General features: G+C 73.0%; 19 protein-coding genes. 4 read left to right on the top strand and 15 right to left on the bottom strand.

Going from position 1 to position 19648, the window contains the following annotated elements; genetic code table 11:
* Positions 1 to 35 precede the first annotated feature (35 nt).
* Together ACZ4XD_RS19660 and ACZ4XD_RS19665 are read left to right on the top strand one after the other, a co-directional pair.
* On the top strand, positions 36 to 1118 hold the full coding sequence (locus ACZ4XD_RS19660; protein ID WP_468043690.1) for a protein kinase family protein: 1083 nt from the start codon (positions 36 to 38) through the stop codon (positions 1116 to 1118).
* A 364-nt stretch (positions 1119 to 1482) separates the two neighbouring features.
* Positions 1483 to 1740, top strand: coding sequence for a hypothetical protein (locus ACZ4XD_RS19665; protein WP_042157058.1), 258 nt, complete (start codon positions 1483 to 1485; stop codon positions 1738 to 1740).
* A 30-nt stretch (positions 1741 to 1770) separates the two neighbouring features.
* Here the strand turns inward: ACZ4XD_RS19665 and ACZ4XD_RS19670 are convergent, their stop codons facing one another.
* The 3 genes from ACZ4XD_RS19670 to ACZ4XD_RS19680 form a co-directional block, all read right to left on the bottom strand.
* Positions 1771 to 2301: an NUDIX domain-containing protein gene (locus ACZ4XD_RS19670; protein WP_468043693.1), complete on the bottom strand. Its 531-nt coding sequence runs from the start codon at positions 2299 to 2301 to the stop codon at positions 1771 to 1773.
* A 68-nt stretch (positions 2302 to 2369) separates the two neighbouring features.
* Positions 2370 to 3707, bottom strand: a complete 1338-nt coding sequence (locus ACZ4XD_RS19675; RefSeq protein WP_468043695.1) for a transcriptional regulator — start codon at positions 3705 to 3707, stop codon at positions 2370 to 2372.
* Between the two features lie 126 nt (positions 3708 to 3833).
* Complete coding sequence (locus ACZ4XD_RS19680; protein ID WP_468043696.1) at positions 3834 to 4421, bottom strand: TetR/AcrR family transcriptional regulator; 588 nt, start codon at positions 4419 to 4421, stop codon at positions 3834 to 3836.
* A gap of 135 nt (positions 4422 to 4556) precedes the next feature.
* Here ACZ4XD_RS19680 and ACZ4XD_RS19685 point away from each other — a divergent pair, with 135 nt between their 5' ends.
* The gene (locus tag ACZ4XD_RS19685) at positions 4557 to 5489 is read left to right on the top strand and encodes an oxidoreductase (protein ID WP_468043698.1); all 933 of its coding nucleotides are present in this window, start codon (positions 4557 to 4559) and stop codon (positions 5487 to 5489) included.
* Here the strand turns inward: ACZ4XD_RS19685 and ACZ4XD_RS19690 are convergent.
* The 8 genes from ACZ4XD_RS19690 to infC form a co-directional block, all read right to left on the bottom strand.
* A complete protein-coding gene (locus ACZ4XD_RS19690) occupies positions 5470 to 6684 on the bottom strand; it encodes a PP2C family protein-serine/threonine phosphatase (protein ID WP_468043700.1) in 1215 nt (404 codons plus the stop codon). The genes ACZ4XD_RS19685 and ACZ4XD_RS19690 overlap by 20 nt on opposite strands.
* A gap of 380 nt (positions 6685 to 7064) precedes the next feature.
* The gene (gene pheT / locus ACZ4XD_RS19695; protein ID WP_468043702.1) at positions 7065 to 9590 is read right to left on the bottom strand and encodes a phenylalanine--tRNA ligase subunit beta; all 2526 of its coding nucleotides are present in this window, start codon (positions 9588 to 9590) and stop codon (positions 7065 to 7067) included.
* Positions 9590 to 10714: a phenylalanine--tRNA ligase subunit alpha gene (gene pheS, locus ACZ4XD_RS19700; protein WP_262041175.1), complete on the bottom strand. Its 1125-nt coding sequence runs from the start codon at positions 10712 to 10714 to the stop codon at positions 9590 to 9592. Before pheS ends, pheT begins: the two co-directional genes overlap by 1 nt.
* 190 nt (positions 10715 to 10904) lie before the next feature.
* Positions 10905 to 12065: a sensor histidine kinase gene (locus ACZ4XD_RS19705; RefSeq protein ID WP_468043705.1), complete on the bottom strand. Its 1161-nt coding sequence runs from the start codon at positions 12063 to 12065 to the stop codon at positions 10905 to 10907.
* Between the two features lie 83 nt (positions 12066 to 12148).
* Positions 12149 to 13003 carry a TrmH family RNA methyltransferase gene (locus tag ACZ4XD_RS19710; RefSeq protein ID WP_468043707.1) on the bottom strand — a complete coding sequence of 285 codons (855 nt, stop codon included), beginning with the start codon at positions 13001 to 13003 and terminating at the stop codon, positions 12149 to 12151.
* A gap of 133 nt (positions 13004 to 13136) precedes the next feature.
* Positions 13137 to 13520: a 50S ribosomal protein L20 gene (gene rplT, locus ACZ4XD_RS19715; RefSeq protein ID WP_018087732.1), complete on the bottom strand. Its 384-nt coding sequence runs from the start codon at positions 13518 to 13520 to the stop codon at positions 13137 to 13139.
* 101 nt (positions 13521 to 13621) lie between these two features.
* Entirely contained in the window at positions 13622 to 13816 is a 195-nt protein-coding gene (gene rpmI, locus ACZ4XD_RS19720) for a 50S ribosomal protein L35 (protein ID WP_016576627.1), read from the bottom strand.
* 123 nt (positions 13817 to 13939) lie between these two features.
* Positions 13940 to 14626 (bottom strand): translation initiation factor IF-3, encoded by a 687-nt coding sequence (gene infC, locus ACZ4XD_RS19725; RefSeq protein WP_219819209.1) that lies wholly within the window; start codon positions 14624 to 14626, stop codon positions 13940 to 13942.
* A gap of 334 nt (positions 14627 to 14960) precedes the next feature.
* Between infC and ACZ4XD_RS19730 the strand changes: the two genes are divergently transcribed.
* Positions 14961 to 15341, top strand: a complete 381-nt coding sequence (locus ACZ4XD_RS19730) for a DUF1844 domain-containing protein (protein WP_042157078.1) — start codon at positions 14961 to 14963, stop codon at positions 15339 to 15341.
* Between the two features lie 91 nt (positions 15342 to 15432).
* Here ACZ4XD_RS19730 and ACZ4XD_RS19735 read toward each other — a convergent pair whose 3' ends face one another.
* From ACZ4XD_RS19735 to ACZ4XD_RS19750, 4 genes are all read right to left on the bottom strand, one after another.
* Positions 15433 to 16194 (bottom strand): MIP family channel protein, encoded by a 762-nt coding sequence (locus ACZ4XD_RS19735; protein ID WP_468043710.1) that lies wholly within the window; start codon positions 16192 to 16194, stop codon positions 15433 to 15435.
* Between the two features lie 116 nt (positions 16195 to 16310).
* Entirely contained in the window at positions 16311 to 17042 is a 732-nt protein-coding gene (locus ACZ4XD_RS19740; protein WP_468043712.1) for an SseB family protein, read from the bottom strand.
* A 67-nt stretch (positions 17043 to 17109) separates the two neighbouring features.
* Positions 17110 to 18279 (bottom strand): type VII secretion-associated serine protease mycosin, encoded by a 1170-nt coding sequence (gene mycP, locus ACZ4XD_RS19745; RefSeq protein ID WP_468043714.1) that lies wholly within the window; start codon positions 18277 to 18279, stop codon positions 17110 to 17112.
* Complete coding sequence (locus tag ACZ4XD_RS19750; protein ID WP_468043716.1) at positions 18276 to 19607, bottom strand: hypothetical protein; 1332 nt, start codon at positions 19605 to 19607, stop codon at positions 18276 to 18278. The genes mycP and ACZ4XD_RS19750 overlap by 4 nt, the downstream gene beginning before the upstream one ends.
* Between the last annotated feature and the right edge of the window lie 41 nt (positions 19608 to 19648).

Below are 19648 nucleotides of genomic sequence, written 5' to 3' on the forward strand. Positions count from 1 at the left end.
ACCGAGGCCCTGGTGAGGGCACCGAGGAGCGGTTGATGCCGGACGGGGACCAGCTGGATACCGCGCGCCGGGCCGGTTACGGGACGGTGGCCACGGCGCTCTCCTTGCTGAGCGACCAGCGGCTCAAGCACCTGGTGGCCTCCGCCGTGCCGCTCGGGTCCGGTATCGGCGGCAGGTCGGCGGAGCTGGAGATCGCGGGGACCCGCGTCTTCGTCAAGCGGGTGCCCCTGACGGAGGTCGAGTCGCGGCCGGAGCATGTGCGGTCGACGGCGAACGTCTTCGGGCTGCCGACGTTCTACCAGTACGGGGTGGGATCGGCCGGGTTCGGTGCCTGGCGGGAGCTGGCGACGCACACCCTGACCACCCACTGGGTTCTCGGGGGCGCGTACGCGGGCTTCCCGCTGATGTATCACTGGCGGGTCCTGCCCGACTCCCCTCCCGAAGGGTTCACCGATGAGTTCGGGGGTGTGGACGGGGCCGTCGCCCATTGGGAAGGATCACCGGCGGTGCGCGACCGGCTGGAGGCCATCGGTCGCTCCTCGTCCAGCCTGGTGCTCTTCCTGGAGCATGTGCCGCACACCCTCGCCGGATGGCTGGCCGAGCACCGCGACGCCACTGTGACGGACGGCGGACAGGGCCCGCCCCACTCCTGGGTGGAGGAGGCTCTGGTGCGCGGGACCGCCGTCATGAGCGCGCGCGGACTGGTCCACTTCGACGCCCACTTCGCCAACATCCTGACCGATGGCCGCCGGCTCTACTTCGCCGACTTCGGACTCGCCCTGAGCTCCCGCTTCGACCTCACGGCCGACGAGACCGCGTTCCTCGCGGACCATCTCGCGTACGACCGCTGCTTCACCGTGACCCATCTGCTCCGTCAGCATCTGCTCGACGGCGGGCGCGGTGCCACGGAACGCGCGGCCTTTCTGCGCGACTGGATCGCCGGCCGGCGGCCCGGCGGCCTCCCGCCCGGGATCGCCGCCCTCCTGGACCGGCACGCCCGCCCCGCCGTCATCCTGGACCGCTTCCACCGCCGGCTGCTCACCGAGAGCAAGCGGACGCCCTTCCCTGCGGCGGAGATCGCACGTGCCCTGGGTGCCGGGTCCACAGGCGTGAGCTGAGGTCACGCCGGCCCCGGCAGTCCGGAGGCGGCGCACGGGCCGTCCGCCCGCCGCTCGGGGGAGATACCGGCGGGCGGACCCCGGGCCGGCGGGCGCCCGTCCGCCGGCGTCGGCCCCCGTGGCATCTTCGAGTGAAGCGCGAGGCGGGCGCGTACGGGAGCGTGTGAACCGGGCCGGTCGGGGTGCGCGGTTCACACCCCGTGTGAAGGGCCGCCGCGCCGTCACCCCGGGTCACTTCACACGGGGTGTGAAGACCGGACCCGTATCTCCCCGCCGCACACGCTCCCGCCCTCCGCCGCAGCACAGTTGACTTAAGGCCCGTACGGACCCCGAAGCAGCCGACCGAAGGAATGAGGAGCGGACCGTGACCGCCCACCCCGAACCCGACCTGGTAACCGCCGACTTAGCCGAGCTGCGGCGTCAGCTCGATGTCCGCACCGCCCGGGTCGACGGCCACCTCGCGCTGCTCGCCCAGCGCTCCACGCAGTACGAGCGGGACGCGGAGGACCTGCAGGCCCGCGTCACACGGCTGGAGAGCACCCGCTGGCCACTGCCGTCCCTCGCCGCGCTCACGGGGCTCGCGGCGCTGGTGGTGGCGGTGTGGCAGGCCCTGGGCCGATGACCGCCGGCCACGGCCATCGGCCCATGCCGGTCAGCCCGACCGGAGGTGATGCAGCATCAGCAGCGCGGCGGCCATGTTGGCGGCCGGCACCTCCCCCCGCGCCACCATGTCGGGCACCAGCTTCAACGCCACCCACTCCCGCCGGTCGGACTCGAAACCGTCCTGGGGCGGACCGGTGTACTCGCCCTGCTCGGACCAGTAGATGTGATGCCGCGCGTCGGTGAGGCCGTTGGACGGTTCCACCGAGAGCAGATGGTGGAGGGGCCCGGGGCGCCAGCCGGTCTCCTCCTCCATCTCGCGGGCGGCCGCAGCCCGCGGGTCCTCGCCGTCCTCGACGACACCCGCGGCCAGCTCCCAGCCCCAGGTGTCGGTGATGAACCGGTGGCGCCACAGCAGCAGCACCTCGTTGGCCTCATTGACCACGGTCGCCACGGCGACGGGCCGCATCCGGATCAGATAGTGATCCAGCCGGCGGCCGTCGGGCAGCTCCACATCGGCCAGATTGACCCGGAACCAGGGATTCGCATAGACGGGCTTTTCGCTGAGATTGTTCCAACGCACGTAACTGCCACCTTCCGCTGTAGGGCCGGCAAGGTGACACGAGCCCGGTCAGGGGCGTGTCTTACGCCCTACAGCGGAACGCGCAGCACCTCGTCGATGAGATCGGCAGCCTCGTCCGTCGCGGAGCTCCCGGTCTCCGCCAGATGTTCGCGCACCGCCCGCAGCCGGTCCCGCAGCCGTTGCGACTCCATGCCGCGAGCCTGCTCCGTCATCTCCGCGGCATTGGCCACGGCCCGGTCCGCATCGCCTTGACGCAGCTCGATATGGGTGAGCATGGCCAGCCGGTGGACCCGGCCGCGGTCGTGTGCGGGGGTGTCAACGGCGGCGTCCGCCTGTTCCCGGGCCGACCGTAAGTCGCCCAGGCTGAGCAGCGCCTCCGCCACCTGTACGTTCACCAGGCCGGGCTGGACATAACCCGTCTCCGCCGGTTCGAGACCGGGCCGGATACGCTCCGCGGCCGCCTCCGCACGCCGGATGCACGACAGCGCACCGGCACCGTCGCCGAGCCGGGCGTAGGACTTGGCCTGCATCGCGTAGAGGTCCGCGGAGAGCGCCGGGGTGATCTGCGGACCCGCGGCCCGCAACGCCGCCTCCGCGAAGGCGACCGCCTGGCGGTATTCCCGTACGAAGAGGGACTGATTGACCAGCAGCGCGATGACATACGCGCCGAGGCCGCGGTCCCCGCTGGCCTTGGCCAGCCGGAGCGCCTGATGGAAGTAGCGCTGGGCCAGCCCGAGAGCGTCCGAGTCGTACGCGCAGATGCCGGCGACCGCGACCAGTCCGCCGGTCGCCCGGTGGAGCTGACGCCCCGTCGCATCGCTGTAGCTGCCCCGCAGCAGCGGCGCCGCCTCGGCGTTGAGGAATCCCACGATGCGTGCTCTGGTAGCGATACCACCCGCCTTCCGGTACATCGTCTCGTAGTGCGTCCGCGCGGTGCGCAGCATCTCGATGTCGGCCATGCCGACCCGGGTCAGCCCGTCACGCGAGACATCGGAGTCCTCGGGCGGGTTCTCCCACTCCCATACGGGGATGACCGCTGAGGTGCCGGTGAGCGCCGGGGCGTCGAGGATGTGCGGCCGCTGCTGCTCATCGGACCGCCACAGCGCGGTGGCGCGCTCGACGAAGCCGGAGAGCGGGGTGTCGGCGGCCCGCCGCGCCCCCGGACCGCTGAAGCCGATGTCGGCGAGCCCGACCGGCCGGTGCAGCCGTTCCCCCAGGATCTCGCAGATCAGGTCGGGCACCTGGCCCCGCGGCCGCTGGCCCTTCAACCACCGGGCCACCGCGGTGTGTTCGTACCGCAGCGCCAGACCGCGGCGCCGGCCGAGCTGGTTGATCCGCGCGGCCAGCCCCGCATGCGAGATACCGGACTCGTCGAGCATCGCGTCCAGCAGGGTGTTGGGCTCCATACCGGCCTCCCGGTGAGCCGGGCCCGTGCCGCGGACCGCCGGCTCATGGCCTCGTCGACAGGACCACTCCGTCAGTTGAGCGTAGTGAACGCCCCTTCACACGGGGTGTGAAGAGCCGCGGCGCCCTCACGGGGCACAGCCCCGCAGCATGTACGCGATCACCGCGTCGAGGCCGGAGTCGACCTCCTCCGGGGAGAGCACTCGGCTCATCGCGAAGCTGGCGAAGCCGTGCAAGGTGGTGAACACCGGAATGGCGATGCTGTCGACGGGGCCCTCCCGCACCTCCCCGGCACGCTGCCCCTCCGCGACCACGTCCTCCGCCATCGCTCCCAGCCGTTGCGCGGCCTTGACCAGCGCCTCGGACGCCGCCGGGTCGTGCTTGATCGTGTACATGAGGTCGATCAGCTGCGCGTTGTCGACGGCGAAGTCCACATAGGCGCGCACGAACCCGCCGAGCCGGTCGGCGAAGGTCGCGCCCGGCTCCCGGGACGCCGCCAGGGTCTCGTCCAGACGGTCGAAACCGGCCAGCGCCAGCGCGTCGAGCAGCGCCTGCTTGTCCTTGAAGTGCCGGCTCGGGGCGGCATGGCTGACGCCGAGGTCGCGGGCCAGCTCCCGCAGGGACAGGGCGCCCGGCCCCTTCTCGCGGAGCGTCTGCTCGGCGCGGGTGAGCAGCGCGGCGCGCAGGTCTCCGTGGTGGTAACGACGAGTCTGCATGGCCGCCATCCTATCCCCCATGTATTCACTGGCTACATTGTTGCCACTGCCATCATTGTTGGCGTTGACATCATTGTTGGCGTTGACATCATTGTTGGCGTTGACATCATTGTTGACGTTGCCTACATTGAAGCCATGACGCACACCCCGAAGTGGAACACCACCGACATACCCGACCAGACCGGCCGCACCGCCATCGTGACCGGCGCCAACAGCGGACTCGGCATCGCCACCGTCGAAGCCCTCGCCCGGGCGGGCGCTCATGTCGTCCTCGCCGTACGGGACCTCAAGCGCGGCGAGTCCGCCGCCGCCACCGTGCGGGGCGCCCGCGGCACCGTCGAAGTCCGCCGCCTCGACCTGGCCGACCTCGCCTCCGTCCGCGCGTTCGCCGCCGCCTGGCAGGACCCGGTCGATCTGCTGGTCAACAACGCCGGAGTCATGAACATCCCGGAGTCCCGGACCAAGGACGGCTTCGAGATGCAGTTCGGCACCAACCACCTCGGCCACTTCGCGCTGACGAACCTGCTGCTGCCGCGCCTCACCGACCGCGTGGTGACCGTGTCGTCCGGCGCCCACCGGCTGCCCGGCAACCACATCCACTTCGACGACCTGAACCTGACCGGCGGCTACCGCCCCGTCACCGCCTACAGCCAGTCCAAGCTGGCCAACCTGCTGTTCACCCTGGAACTGCAACGCCGTCTCGCCGCCGCCGGATCGCCGGTGCGCGCCCTCGCCGCACACCCGGGCTGGGCCGCCACCAACCTCCAGGGCGCCGACGCCAGCGTGTTGCGACGCGCGGTGATGCGGGTGGGCAACCGGCTGGTCGCGCAGGACAACAAGGCCGGCGCGCTCCCCACGCTCTACGCCGCCACCCAGGACCTGCCGGGCGCCTCGTACGTCGGCCCGGACGGGCTCGGGGAGATGCGCGGCGCACCGACGCTGGTCGGCAGGACGGCCGCGGCCAGCGATCCGGAGAGCGCCCGGCGTCTGTGGCGGGCCTCCGAGGAGCTGACCGGCGTCACCTTCCCGTCGCCGATCGGCCGGGAGGTCACGGAAGGCGCACGGTAGGCGGGGCGGTGCCGGCCGCCCGCGCCGGCACCCGCACCCGGTCGTTGCTCAGCATCAGCAGCGCCACATCGTCCGTCAGCCGTCCGCCCGCATGCCGCAGCAGTGCCCTGCGCACATTCCCGACCACCCCCGCCGGCGAGGGCCCGCCCGGGGCCGCGGCCGCCTGGACGCTGCTGCGCAGCTCCTGGGTCAGCGGAAAGAACTCCCCCGCCGCGTCCCGCGCGTCGGCCGCCCCGTCGGTGTGCAGAAACAGCCCCTCCCCGGGCCGCAGCTGCCCACAGCGCACCGCCGACAGCTCGGCCGGTAACGGGAACAGTCCCAGCGGCGGCATCGGATCGGCCGGGGCGACCGGCGCGACCGCCTGCCGGGCGATGCGATAGGGCCACGGATGCCCGCAGTTGAGCGCCGTGACGGACCCGTCCGGGGCCACCTCCACCAGCAGCAGCGTCACGAACTCCTCGGCGAGCGGGCCGCCCGGCTCCCCGCCGGCCGCGGGCCGTCCGGGGCGCGCCCGCTCCCACAGGTGCCGTTGGTGCGAGCGCTCCAACCGGCGCAGCACATCCCCCAGTTCGGGCTCGTCGTGCGCCACTTCGCGGAAGCTGCCGAGTATCGCCGCGACCGTGCCCATGGCGTCCAGCCCGTGCCCGCGCACATCCCCGATCACCGCCCGGACCCCGTGCCGGGTCCCCACGACCTCGTACAGATCCCCGCCGACCACGGCCCCCTCGCTCGCGGAGAGGTGGTCGGCCGCCAGCAGCACCCCGTCGATCCGCCGCGGTAACGGGCGCAGCAGCACCCGCTGCGCGGTAGCGGCGACCTCCCGGGTCCGCTCCAGCTCCCGTACGAGCCGCAGCCGCCGCCCGGCAGTCAGATAGCTGGCACCGATCACCGCGAGGACCGCACCACAGGTCATCAGGCGGGTGCCCCACCCGGCCCCGGGCTCCACCTCGCCGAACGGCACCAGCGCGAGCAGCGCGCACAGCCCGCCGAGCAGCACGCACTGGCGGCGGCCGGTGCCCGCGCAGGCGATGGCCGGTGCGGCGGCGAGGAGTTGCAGCAGCCGGCCGCTGGTCGGGTGGCTCAGCTCCCAGGCCACCACGCCGAGGACCCAGAGGCCGGGCAGAACGAAGACGAAGGCGCGCCGGGCGCTTGCCGCCCCGGCGCGCGCGCCACGCCTCGCCCGGTGTCGGATCATGCCGATGGCCCCCCTAGGGCGCGTCGTTCGGATCATGGCGGGCTCGCGGAGTCCGGCACGCACGCTCGCCGGTGGTCCCCAGGTCCTGAGCGGATCGGTCCGGCCCGCTGTCGCGGTCACACGGGCCCTGCCGACCCGGTCGATTCTCGCGACGTTCCGTGTCCATCCGACGACGATACGTACATCATCACCCGATGGGGTGATGGTGTACGGATCCGATCGTCTCCCTCACAGCCCCGGCCGTCGCACGCGGCCCGCCGCGCCCCACCGCCTCCGCGGAACCCGTCCGCCGCCCACCGAAAAGGGTGAGGGCGCGGACGGTCGGTACCGTCCACGCCCTCACCCCGTTGTGCACGCCGTCGCGGCGCCACGGGCCACGCTCAGCCGCGCAGCACCGCTCCCGTCCGCTCCACGGCCGCCGCGACCGCCGCGTCCCGGGCCGCCGAGGCCTCCTCGGCGGTCAGCGTCCGGTCGGCGGCGCGGAAGCGCAGCGCGTACGCCAGCGACTTCTTGCCCGCGCCGATCTGCTCACCGGTGAAGACGTCGAACAGCCGCAGCGACTCCAGCAGTTCCCCCGCACCATCACGCAGCGCGCCCTCGACCTCCGCCGCCGGGACACCGGTGTCGACCACGAGGGCGACGTCCTGGGTCGCGACCGGGAAGGCCGAGATCTTCGGGGCGCGCAGCGGGCCGGTACCGGCCCGCTCCAGACGGTCCAGGTCGATCTCCATCGCGCAGGTGCGCTCCGGCAGGGCCAGCGTCTTGATGACCCGCGGGTGCAGCTCACCGGCGTTGCCGACGAGGATCTCCTCACCGTCGGCGACCGCGAGCAGCGCCGCACAGCGGCCCGGGTGGAACGGCGCGTGCTGGTCCTGCCGGACGATCAGCTCCACACCCGCCTCCCGTGCGACCGTACGGCCCGCCTCGATGGCGTCCGCCCAGTTCGCGGGGCGTGCGGGGCCCCACCAGCCGTCCTGCTCGCGGCCCCCGGCGAGCACCACGGCGGCGCGCCGCGGCTGCTGCGGGAGGGAGGCGTCCAGCGAGGCGATCTCGTCGTCGGTCGGCCGGCGGTCGACGACCAAGCGGCTGGCCGGCTGCTCGTCGCCGGTCGCCCGGAAGACCGGTCCGGTCTCGAAGAGCGCCAGATCGTGGGTGCCGCGCCCGTAGTTGCGGCGCAGCGCGTTCAGCAGGCCCGGGATCAGCGTCGTACGGAGATCGGGCTCCTCGTCGGAGAGCGGGTTGACGAGGGTGACCGCGGCGCGGCGCGGGTCGTCCGGCTCGATGCCGAGCTGGTCGAGCACGTGCGAGCCGGTGAACGGGTAGTTCAGCGCCTCGACGTAGCCCGCACCGGCCAGCGCCCGGCCGACCCGGCGGTGCAGCCGCTGACGCTCGGTCAGCCCCCGGCCGGCGGGCGGCTTCGGGAGGGTGGAGGGCAGGTTCTCGTAGCCCTCCAGCCGGATGACCTCTTCGGCCAGGTCGTTGGGCTCGCTGAGGTCCGGCCGCCAGGACGGCACGGTCACGACCAGCTCGTCCTGGCCGTAGACGTCGCAGCCGACCTGCTGGAGGCGGCGGACGACGGTCTCCCGGCCGTAGGCGACACCGGCGACCTTGTCCGGGTGGCCGGCGGAGAGGGTGATCGTGCGCGGCCCGCTGGGCGTGACGACCTCGGTGACGCCCTCCCCGGCGGTTCCGCCCGCGAGCAGCACCAGCAGGTCGACGGTCCGCTGCGCCGCGGCGGACGCGGCCTCCGGGTCCACCCCGCGCTCGAAGCGCTTGGCGGCCTCCGAGGAGAGCTTGTGCCGGCGGGCCGTGCGGGCGATGGACAGCGCGTCGAAGTGCGCGGCCTCGATGACGACGTCGGTGGTGCCGCGCACCTCGCCGGTCCCGGCGTCCGCGGCCGGGGCCGCGATCTCGGTGTGCGCGCCGCCCATGACGCCCGCGAGGCCGATCGGGCCGCGGTTGTCGGTGATGACCAGGTCAGCGGCGTCCAGCACCCGCTTGGTGCCGTCCAGGGTGGTCAGCTTCTCACCGGGGGCCGCCCGGCGGACGCCGATCGGGCCGTCCACGCTGGTGCGGTCGTAGGCGTGCAGCGGCTGGCCGATCTCCAGCATCACGTAGTTGGTGATGTCGACGGCCAGCGAGACCGGACGCATCCCGGCCTTCTGAAGACGGCGCTGGAGCCAGAGCGGGGAGCGCGCCTCGGGGTTGAGACCGGTGACCGTACGGGCGGTGAAGCGGTCGCAGCCGAGGGGGTCGGAGACCTGGACGGGGTAGCCGGTGGAGTTCGGCGGCGGCACGTCCAGCAGCGCCGGGTCGCGCAGCGGCAGACCGTACGCGGTGGCGGTCTCGCGGGCGACGCCGCGCATCGACAGGCAGTAGCCGCGGTCCGGGGTGACGGCGATGTCCAGCACCTCGTCGACGAGCTCCAGCAGCTCGATGGCGTCGGTGCCGACCTCGTACTCGGGCGGCAGCACGATGATGCCGTGCGAGCCGTCGTCGCCCATGCCCAGCTCGTCGCCGGAGCAGATCATGCCGTGCGACTTCTTGCCGTACGTCTTACGCGCGGCGATCTTGAAGTCGCCGGGCAGCACGGCGCCGGGAAGCACGACCACGACCTTGTCGCCGACGGAGAAGTTCCGCGCGCCACAGACGATTTCCTGCGGCTCGCCGGTGCCGTTGGCCTGGCCGACGTCCACCGTGCAGAAGCGGATCGGCTTCTTGAAGCCCTCCAGCTCCTCGATGGTCAGGACCTGGCCGACGACCAGCGGGCCCTTGAGGCCCTCGCCGAGGCGCTCGACGGTCTCGACCTCCAGGCCGACGGCAATGAGCTTGGCCTGTACGTCACGGCCGGTCTCCGTCGCCGGCAGGTCGACGTACTCCCGCAGCCAAGAAAGCGGGACCCGCATCAGATCTCCATCCCGAACGGCCGGGTGAACCGGACGTCGCCTTCGAACATGTCACGCATGTCTTCCACGTTGTGCCGGAACATCAGCATCCGGTCGATGCCGAACCCGAAGGCGAAGCCGCTGTACTTCTCGGGGTCGACGCCGCAGGCGATGAGCACCTTGGGGTTGACCATTCCGCAGCCGCCGAGCTCGATCCAGCCCTCGCTGGAGCACGTACGGCAGGGCCGGTCGGGGTTGCCCACGGACTCGCCACGGCAGACGTAGCAGACCATGTCCATCTCGGCGGACGGCTCGGTGAACGGGAAGTAGTTCGGCCGCAGCCGGGTCTTCATGTCCGGACCGAACAGCGCCCGGACCATGTGGTCGAGGGTGCCCTTGAGGTCGGCCATGGTCAGGCCCTCGTCGACGGCGAGCAGCTCGATCTGGTGGAAGACCGGGGAGTGCGTGGCGTCCAGCTCGTCGGTGCGGTAGACCCGCCCCGGGCAGACGACGTAGACCGGCGGCTCGCGGTCGACGAGCGTACGGGCCTGGACCGGCGAGGTGTGGGTGCGCAGCACGACGCCGGACTCATCGCCCTCGGTGCTGTTGCCCTGGACGAAGAAGGTGTCCTGCATCTGGCGCGCCGGGTGGTCGGGCACGAAGTTGAGGGCGTCGAAGTTGAACCACTCCGCCTCGACCTCGGGGCCCTCGGCGACCTCGTAGCCCATGGCCACGAAGACGTCCGCGACCCGCTCCATGAAGGTGGTGAGCGGGTGCCGGGCGCCGGCCGGGGTGCGGTCGTAGGGCAGCGTGACGTCCACGGCCTCCTCGACCAGCACGCGGGCGTCGCGCTCCGCCTCCAGCTCCTCCTGGCGGGCCTTGAGCGCCTGGTTCACCCGGCCACGGGCCTGGCCGACGCGCTTGCCGGCGTCCGCCTTGGCGTGCGGGGGCAGCGCGCCGATCTCACGGTTGGCGAGCGCGAGCGGCGAGCGGTCGCCGGTGTGCGCGACCTTCACCTCACGCAGCTCCTCAAGATCGGCCGCGGCGGCGATGGCGGCCAGCGCCTCGTCCAGCCGTGCGGCGATCTCTTCCGGTTTCAGGGCTTCGACCTCGACAGGGTCGTACGACTTATTGGGTGCGGACATCTCTTCCCGTGCTTCCGGTGGACTGGCTTGGCTTGGCTCGCTTCGCCTCGGCTCCTCGATCACAAAGGTCGGATGCCGAGCCCGCGCTGTGCCCGCGATGCCTGTGCGCCAAAGGTGCCAAAGGTCAAGTCTAAGGGGGACGGGCCGCGCGGCCGGTCCGCGCCCCCGCGGGGCGCCCGCCGCGGAGTGCTCAGGCCATGAAGGCCGGCGTCGCGACGGGCAGGCTAAATCGGAACTGCGCGCCGCCGGCCGGCGCCCGGCCGACCGTGATCGTCCCGCCGTGCGCCTCGACGATGCCCTTGACGATGTAGAGGCCCAGGCCGGTGCCACCGCGCTTGCTGCCCCGCCAGAAGCGGGTGAACACGCGGCTCATCGATTCCTCCGGGATGCCGGGGCCCTCGTCGCTCACGGTGACGCTCGTCCCCTCCGTGCTGGTCGCGTCCGATACCGGTCCGACCTCGATGGTGACCGTTCCCTCGCCGTGGCGCACCGCATTTTCCAGCAGGTTGCCCAGCACCTGGTCCACCTTGTCCGGGTCCGCCCACAGATCGGGCAGCGGCTCCAGCATCCGGATCAGGAAGCGGTCCGGGCGCTGGCCGGCGGTGGTCTGCGCCTGGACGTGGCGGCGGACCGCGGCGCTCATGTCGACCCGCTGGCGGCGCACCTCCAGCCGCCCGGAGTCGATCCGGGAGATGTCCAGCAGCTCGGCGATCAGCCGGGTGACGCGGTTGGCGTCGGCGTCCACCGTCTCCAGCATCAGCCGCTTCTGGTCGTCGGTGAAGCGTTCCCACTTCTGGAGGAGGGTGGCGGTGAAGCCCTTGACGGAGGTCAGCGGCGAGCGCAGTTCATGGGCGACGGTGGCGATCAGCTCGGCGTGGCTGAGCTCCGTACGCCGCCGGGCCTCAGTACCGCGCAGCGCGATCACCAGCCGCTGGACGGGGCCGGTCGGGCGGCTGCGGACATAGCGGGCGGAGACCAGCACCTCGCGGCCGCCGAGCAGCAGATTGCGCTCGGGCTGGCCGCGGCGGATGGCGAGCCCGCCGTAGGGGTCGGTGAGCCGCCACCAGCGGCGGCCCTCGATGTCCTGGAGCGGCAGGGCGTGTTCGAGGGGGCGGCCGACGGCGTCCTCGGGGGCGATGTCGGTGATCCTGGCCGCGGCGGCGTTGAAGCAGATCACCAGGCCGGTCTCGTCGGCGACGACCAGGCCGTCGGGCAGATCGTCGGGGTCCAGTCCGAGACCGGTCCCCAGGGCCGCCGGCTCTCCGTCCGGAGCGGGCGGCTGACCGCCCACGAGCCCCTCGGACCGGCGGCTGTCCGCGGTGGTTGTGGTGCCGGAAGTCCTCACACTCATCCCCGTTACCCCCTTCCGGGCCCCCGAGCACGCAAGCCTACTAGCTCGTACCGGAAGTGCCCCGAAGATCAGGGAGACACCCCTCAGGCGGGTGACACCGCGCGGCAGCCGCCGGGGCTGCGCTGGGCGCGGGCGGATGCGTAGAGGCAGACCGCGGCGGCCGTGGCGAGGTTGAGGCTCTCGGCCCTGCCGTGGATCGGGACCCGCACCACGGCATCCGCCAGCGCCCGGGTCTCCTCCGGCAGTCCCCAGGCCTCGTTGCCGAAGACCCAGGCGGTGGGCCCGCCCATGGAGCCGGTGTCCAGTTCGGCGTCCAGGTCGCGGTCGCCCGCGCCGTCGGCGGCGAGGATCCGTACGCCGGCCGACCGCAGTCCGCTCACCACCCGCTCGACGGGGACGCCCACCGCGACCGGCAGGTGGAAGAGCGAACCGACCGAGGCCCGTACGGACTTGGGGTTGTACAGGTCCACGGAGGCGTCGGTCAGCACCACCGCGTCGGCGCCCGCGGCGTCCGCGCAGCGCAGCACGGTGCCGGCGTTGCCGGGGTCACGGACGTTGGCGAGCACCGCGACCAGCTGCGGACGGGCGGCGAGGATCTCCTCGAACGGCGAGTCGAGGAACTCGCAGACGCCGAGCAGCCCTTGAGGGGTGACGGTCTGGGAGATATCGGCGACGGTCTTGTCGTCGGCGTGGTGGATCCGCACCCCGGCCGCGCGGGCCGCCTCGATGATCTCGGTGTGCCGCTCGGCGGCCTCGACGGTGGCGAACAGCTCGATGAGCGTGGGCGTACCGCCGGTGCGGTGCGCGATGGCCTCCCGTACGGCCTGCGGGCCCTCGGCGATGAACCGGCGCTCCTTGCCGCGGAAGGCGCGGCGGGCCAGCCGCCGGGCGGCGGTGACACGCGGGGAACGCGGGGAGATCAGCTCGGGGGTGCCCATGGGCGGCGGCTCGCTTCTGTTGTTCGGTGCGTGGGGGTCCCGGTCCGTGCGCACGGGCCGGGCCGGGTCCGGAAAAGCGGCGGACCCGCAGGCCGGGGCCTGCGGGTCCGTCATCACGTCGTCAGGCTGAAGTTCAGGCAGCCTTCGGGGCGTTGACGTCGCTCGGAAGCGCCTTCTGCGAGGCCTCGACGAGCGCGGCGAACGCGTTGGCGTCGTTGACCGCGAGGTCGGCCAGGATCTTGCGGTCCACCTCGATGTTGGCGGCCTTCAGACCCTGGATGAAGCGGTTGTAGGTCATGCCGTTGGCGCGGGCAGCGGCGTTGATGCGCTGGATCCACAGCTGACGGAAGTCGCCCTTGCGCTTCTTGCGGTCGTTGTAGTTGTAGACGAGGGAGTGGGTGACCTGCTCCTTCGCCTTGCGGTACAGGCGGGAGCGCTGGCCACGGTAGCCGCTGGCCTGCTCGAGGATCGCCCGGCGCTTCTTGTGGGCGTTGACTGCCCGCTTGACGCGTGCCACTTGTTAACTCCTTGTAGCGGGGCCGTGGTTGTCGTCACAACGGCCCGAATCGATTGGGTCCCGGTCCGAGTCGCGCGCCCCCGGCAGTGGGGCGCGTCGGCTCACTTGCCGAGAAGCTTCTTGATCTTCGCGGCGTCGCCCGGGGCCATCTCGGCGTTGCCGGTGAGGCGACGCGTCACGCGGGACGACTTGTGCTCGAGCAGGTGGCGCTTGCCGGCGCGCTCACGCAGCACCTTGCCGGAACCGGTGACCTTGAAGCGCTTGCTGGCACCGCTGTGCGTCTTGTTCTTCGGCATGCGCCGTTCTCTCCTCGTCATTGGCGCTCCCGCAGGCACGGACCGGCGAGCGGGAGCGTCATGTATATCGATTGATGTCCGGGGCGGGGCGCCCCGGCGCGAACCGGGGCCGACGCCTCGGGGTCACGCCCCGGTGGGCTCCTCGGCGGGCTCCTCCGCGGAAGCTCCACCGTGGCGCTCGGCCTTACGGGCGGCCTGCGCCTCACGGGCCTCGGCCATCGCCTCGGTCTTCTTCTTGTGCGGACCGAGGACCATGATCATGTTTCGGCCGTCCTGCTTCGGATTCGACTCGATGAAGCCGAGGTCCTCCACGTCGGACGCGAGCCGCTGCAGCAGCCGGAAGCCCAGCTCGGGGCGGGACTGCTCGCGACCACGGAACATGATCGTGATCTTGACCTTGTCACCCTGCTTGAGGAACCGGACGACGTGACCCTTCTTGGTGTCATAGTCGTGCGGGTCGATCTTCGGCCGGAGCTTCATCTCCTTGATGACCGTGTGCGCCTGGTTCTTGCGCGCCTCACGGGCCTTCATGGCCGACTCGTACTTGAACTTTCCGTAGTCCATGAGCTTGCAGACCGGCGGACGGGCGTTCGCCGCCACCTCGACCAGGTCGAGGTCGTACTCCTGCGCAAGCTCCAGGGCCTTGGCAAGCGGCACAATGCCGACCTGCTCGCCACTGGGACCGACGAGTCGCACCTCGGGGACGCGAATCCGGTCGTTGATGCGGGGCTCGGCGCTGATGGATCCTCCTCGGTAGCACCACGCGACGGCCTGGCGGACTGCCGCGTAACGTCTTTTCGGTGTGACCAACCGCGCCGGGTACACGAAAAACGCCCCGGACGGGACACAGGCGGGGCTCCACGTGGATCTGGAGCACCGCCGCGAAGTCTCCGCGGGGCGCAGCCGGACCGTTGACCCGCCAACCGTGAGGTCGGTCGGGTGGGAGATCGGAGCCTCCACTTGTGGGCCGGTCACATGCGTGTCCGGCCGGTCGGAACACCAGAATACACGAGTCAAGGGGTGGCACCCACTTCTGTGCTGACGCGAACCCGCCCCGGGACCGGGATGGCGCTCCCGGCCGCGGGGTCCGGGCGCGCTGCCCATAGGCTGGAGGCGTCCCCTCAGCAGGAAGAAGCCCGAAGACATGAGTGACCAGACCCCGCAGCAGCCCGACGCAGCGCACGCGGCGAATCCCGACTTCGACGCCATGACCCGTGATATCGCGGAGGTGCCGGCGGTCGAGGTGATCACCACGGTCGCGGTGCATCTGATGAGTTCGGCGGCGGTCAACCTCGGGCTCGCCGAGGAGGGCGCGGCGCACAAGGACCTCGACGAGGCGCGCAAGCTCATCCAGGCGCTGGCCGGGCTGGTCACCGCCAGCGCCACCGAGATCGGCTCGTACCACGCGGCCCCGCTGCGCGACGGTCTGAAGTCGCTCCAGCTGGCGTTCCGCGAGGCGTCGGTCGTGCCGGACGAGCCGGGCCAGGGTCCCGGGGAGAAGTACACCGGCCCCGTTTTCGGCTGAGCCGGGCGGCGGAGCGCCGCACACACGCGAGGACGGGCCCCGGCCGGGATGCGGCCGGGGCCCGTCGTGTGCGCGGTGGGGGCGCTGCGCCTCAGGGCCCGTCGTCGGCGGGCTCGTAGGGCATCGGCTCGTCGGCGACGAGGACCGGCTCGTGCGGCGGATGGGTGATCTGGTGGACCACCGCCGCGATGGCGGCGCCGATCAGGGGCGCGACGATGAACAGCCACAGCTGGGTGATGGCCGCACCGCCCGCGAAGAGCGCCGGGCCGATGGAGCGCGCCGGGTTCACGCCGGTGCCGTCGAGCGGGACCCCGACGAGGTGGACGGCGGCCAGGGCCAGACCGATGGCCATGCCGTTGAAGCCGATCACGGCCACCTTGTGGGTGACCGACAGCCAGACGTAGACCAGCAGGAAGGTCATCAGTATCTCGGCGACGAAGGCACCGCCGAGGTTGAGGTGGACCGCCGAGCGGTCGCCCCAGCCGTTCGTGCCGAAGGAGGCATCGGTCTGGAGGCCCGGGATCTGCTTGGCGACCAGGAAGAGCAGGGCCGCGCCGGCGATGGCGCCGACCACCTGGGCGATCCAGTACTCGGTGGCCGTCCGCAGGGTGATCCGGCGGGCCAGCAGCATGCCCAGGGTCACCGCGGGGTTGAAGTGGCTTCCCGAGATCGGGCCGAGGGCGTAGGCCAGCGCCACCATGGTGAAGCCGAAGGCCAGGGCGATGCCGAAGGTGCCGATGTACTCGCCCGCCAGCACTGCCGAGCCGACGGCGAAGAACACCAGGAGCAGGGTGCCGAGGAACTCGGATACGACCGTGCGGGTCAGTACCGACGAGATCTCCGTTTTCTCCATGGGGGCTCTCCTCGCGTGGATCTTGAGCTCTCCTCGCATTGTGCGGCCCTGGAGACGAACCCGCCCGTTGACGGCCGCGGGCCCGGTCGTCGGCACCGGGCCCCGGCCGTGGAGTGTCAGCGCCGGTAGAAGGGCTCCCCGGCCGTCGCGCCACCGGGCGGCAGAAGGGCCAGGTCCAGGCCCCGGACGAGCCGGGCGCGCAGCACCTCGTCGGTGGCCAGGGCCTGCGCCAGCCGCTGGGCGACGTCCGCGGTCGGGGCGTCGGGCGCCAGTCCGAGGGCGAGGGTGGCGTCGGTTTCGGCGGACGGTGCGAGGTGGGCGACGAGCACGCCGGGCTCGGCGTCGAGGAGGGTGCGCAGGGCGTCGGTGACGGCCGGGTCCGCGAGCGGGTCGGCGGTGGTGCGGCCCTCGGCGAGCGCGCGCAGGGCGGGGCCGGTGAGCTGGTAGGTGACCGGGCCCGCCAGGTCGACGACCACGGTGTCGGCCTGCTCGTGGGAGGCGGCGAGCAGCGCCTGCGGCAGCGGGACCGCGACCGGGCGGGCGTCGGGGCGCCAGCGCTGGAGGGTCTCCATGGAGGTGAAGGCGGGGAGGGCGCGGCGGCCGTCCGGGGCCTGGAGGGTGGGGACGGCCATATCGCTGGTCTTCTCCCGGCGCAGGCCGTCGGGTCCGGTCTCGACCTCACCGAGGACGGCCACCACGGGCACCAGGACGCGTGCGCCGGCCAGCGCCGACAGCAGCTCGGGCTCGGCGCTCCGGTCCCGGTCGTAGGCCGCCAGGGCCGCGGCCAGGGCCGGGTCGGCGGAGCCGTCGTCGTCGCCGAAACCGGGGTCGGGAATGTTCTTCTGCACGCGCCCGAGCGTATCGGGTGGGGTGACGGCGTCACCGGGTGCGGGGGCCCCGGTGAACGGCGACGGCTCAGTGGTCGCGGGGCCGGCCGCGCCAGAGGACGGCGGCGGCCGCGAGGAGGGCCACGCCCGCGGCGCCGGCGGTCCAGGGGAGCCAGGAGGTGCCGGTGTCCGCGGCGTCGTCCGCGGTGGGGCCGGGGCCGAAGTAGCGGTCGGCGTAGGCGGCGGGGGACGGCTTCTGCGCGGTGGGCCGGAGATCCGTCGCCGCTTGCAGGGCGGCGGCGGGGTCGATCAGGCCCGCGCCGTAGTCGTCGTCGCGGCCGCCTTCGGGGCTGTCCTGGGCGGTGGAGGTGAGCAGCCGGCGGATCTGGGCCGGGCTCAGGTCGGGGTGCGCGGAGCGGATCAGGGCGATGGCGCCGGAGACGAAGGCGGCGGCGGGGCTGGTGCCCCAGCCCGAGAGATAGTCGTCCTCGGGGTCGGCCATGATGATGTCGTAGCCGGGGGCGCTGACCGTCGCGTACCAGTGGCGGGTGGAGAACCGGGCGCGGCCCCCCAGGTGGGTGACGGCGGTGGCCGTGATGACGCCCGGGTAGGCGGCGGGGTAGGAGACGCGGTTGCCCTTCTCGCCGCCGTTGCCCGCGGAGGCGACGACGGGGATGCCCTTGCCGAGGGCGTACTGGATGGCGGCGTCCTCGCGGGGCTCGGGGTGCGCGGATTCGCTGTCGTCGCCCAGCGACATGTTGATCACGTCGGCGCCGTGGTCGGCGGCCCAGCGGATGCCGTCGGCGAGCGCGCCCGCTTTCTCCGTGCGGGCTCGCCCGCGCTGCGGGTCGTCGTCCTCCAGGATCACCCGGACCGGCAGGATCCGGGCGGCCGGGGCGAGGCCCAGCACACCGTCCTCGCGGCCCGCACCATGGCCGTGACCTGCGATGATGCTGGCCATTCCGGTGCCGTGCCGGGCCCAGGCGGCGTCCCCGGGGCCGGCCCCGAAGCCGACCAGGTCCCGTTCGGGCTCCACCTGTCCCTCCAGGTCGGGGTGGTTGGCGTCCACACCGGTGTCCAGGACCGCGACGGTGACGCCCTCGCCCTTGGTGGTGCGCCAGGCCTGCTGGGCGTGGACGGCCTGGAGGGCCCATTCCTGGGCGCGCAGGGCATCGGCCCGGGCGGGGACGGCGGGCAGTACGGCGAGCGCCGCAGAGGCCAGCGCGAGGGCGGTGCCGCGCAGCACGGTGTGCGTCATGACGAGGCCTCCGTCGTCTGCGTGGGGCTGCCGGCCGCCTTGCGGAAGTCCGTCCCGATGCGGTCCGCCAGGCCCTTCGCGTCGTGGCCCAGGCCGGACTCGGCCGGGGCGGTGGTGACGCCGGGCCGGACCGCGGCCTCGGCGGGCTGCGGCTCGGTGACGGTGCGGCCGTCGGCGAAGCCGGAGACGGCGTAGACCACGACCGGGATGTCGGTGAGGATCCGGACGGTCCAGCTGGCCCGCTGGGCGCGCCCGAAGCCCTCGGCCGGAGTGCCCTTCGCGGCGTACGGCAGCGGCAGCAGGTCGGTGCGGGTACCCAGACTCCTGGTGCTGAAGCGGGTGTTGAGGGCCATCATCCCGGGCTGGTCGGCCTTGGCGATCTGCGCTCCGACCGTGATGACGCTGCTGCGGGTGGCGTCGGCGTAGGTGGCGCGCAGCAGCCGGGTGCAGCCGGCGCGGGCGAGCGCGGCGGCGAGCTTCGGGTCGTAGGCGTGGCCGCAGCCGCCGTCCGGGGCGACGGCGATCCGGGTCCAGGTCCGGTCGGCGCCGCCGGGTCCGACGCCCAGGCCGTTGACGGTGCGCGGGAAGAGCCGGTCGACCGGGGTGTTGTGCCAGACGTCGCGGCCCTGGGCGAAGACGGCCTCGGCGGTGGGCGGGGCGGCGTCGGCCTCGTCGGTGAGCCAACTCCCGGCCGCGGCACCGCCGGTGAGGCCGATCCCGAGGACGAGGCAGGCCGCGGCGCCGAGCAGCCGGGGGCCGGGGCGGCGGACGGACCCGGGCCGGCCCGGCGCGCCGGGGGCGTAGCCAACTCCCGGGTGCGGAGCGGCGGTCGGTGGCCAGGGCAGGTGGGGCGGGCGCTGCGCGGCGGGCCGGGGCGGCTCGCTGCCGGGGGCCGCCGAGGGCCCGGCGGCCGGGTGGCGGGGAGCCGGCGGGGCGGCCGGTCCGCTGCCGGCGGCGGGTTCACGGGAGTCGCTCCACAGCTTCTGACTGTTGGCCAGGTGGAAGGCGGCGGTGTCGCGGAACGCGGCGGGGCGGCCGGCGGGCGGCGGCGGGGTGGGGGCGGCCGGTGCGGCGGGGGCCGGGGCGCCGGGCGCACGGTCCGGGTGGGGTGGCGGCTGCGCACCGGCAGGCGGCGGGACGGTGGGGCGCGGCGGGACGGGGTGCGCCCCGGGAGCCGGTGGCGACGGCTCGGCCGGCACCCGGCGCAGCACGGTCGTCCGCGGGTCCCCCTCGGGCTCCGGCATGCCGGCCGGGGCGGGCTGCCGGGGCGGCTGCGGGGGTATCGGTGGAATGTGCCGGGCATCGGCGAATTCGGCGTCGGTGCTCACCCGCGCTCCCCCTTGCACCGCTGACCCCCGGGCCCGATCCG

This window comes from Streptomyces sp. NPDC029466 (assembly GCF_055574515.1).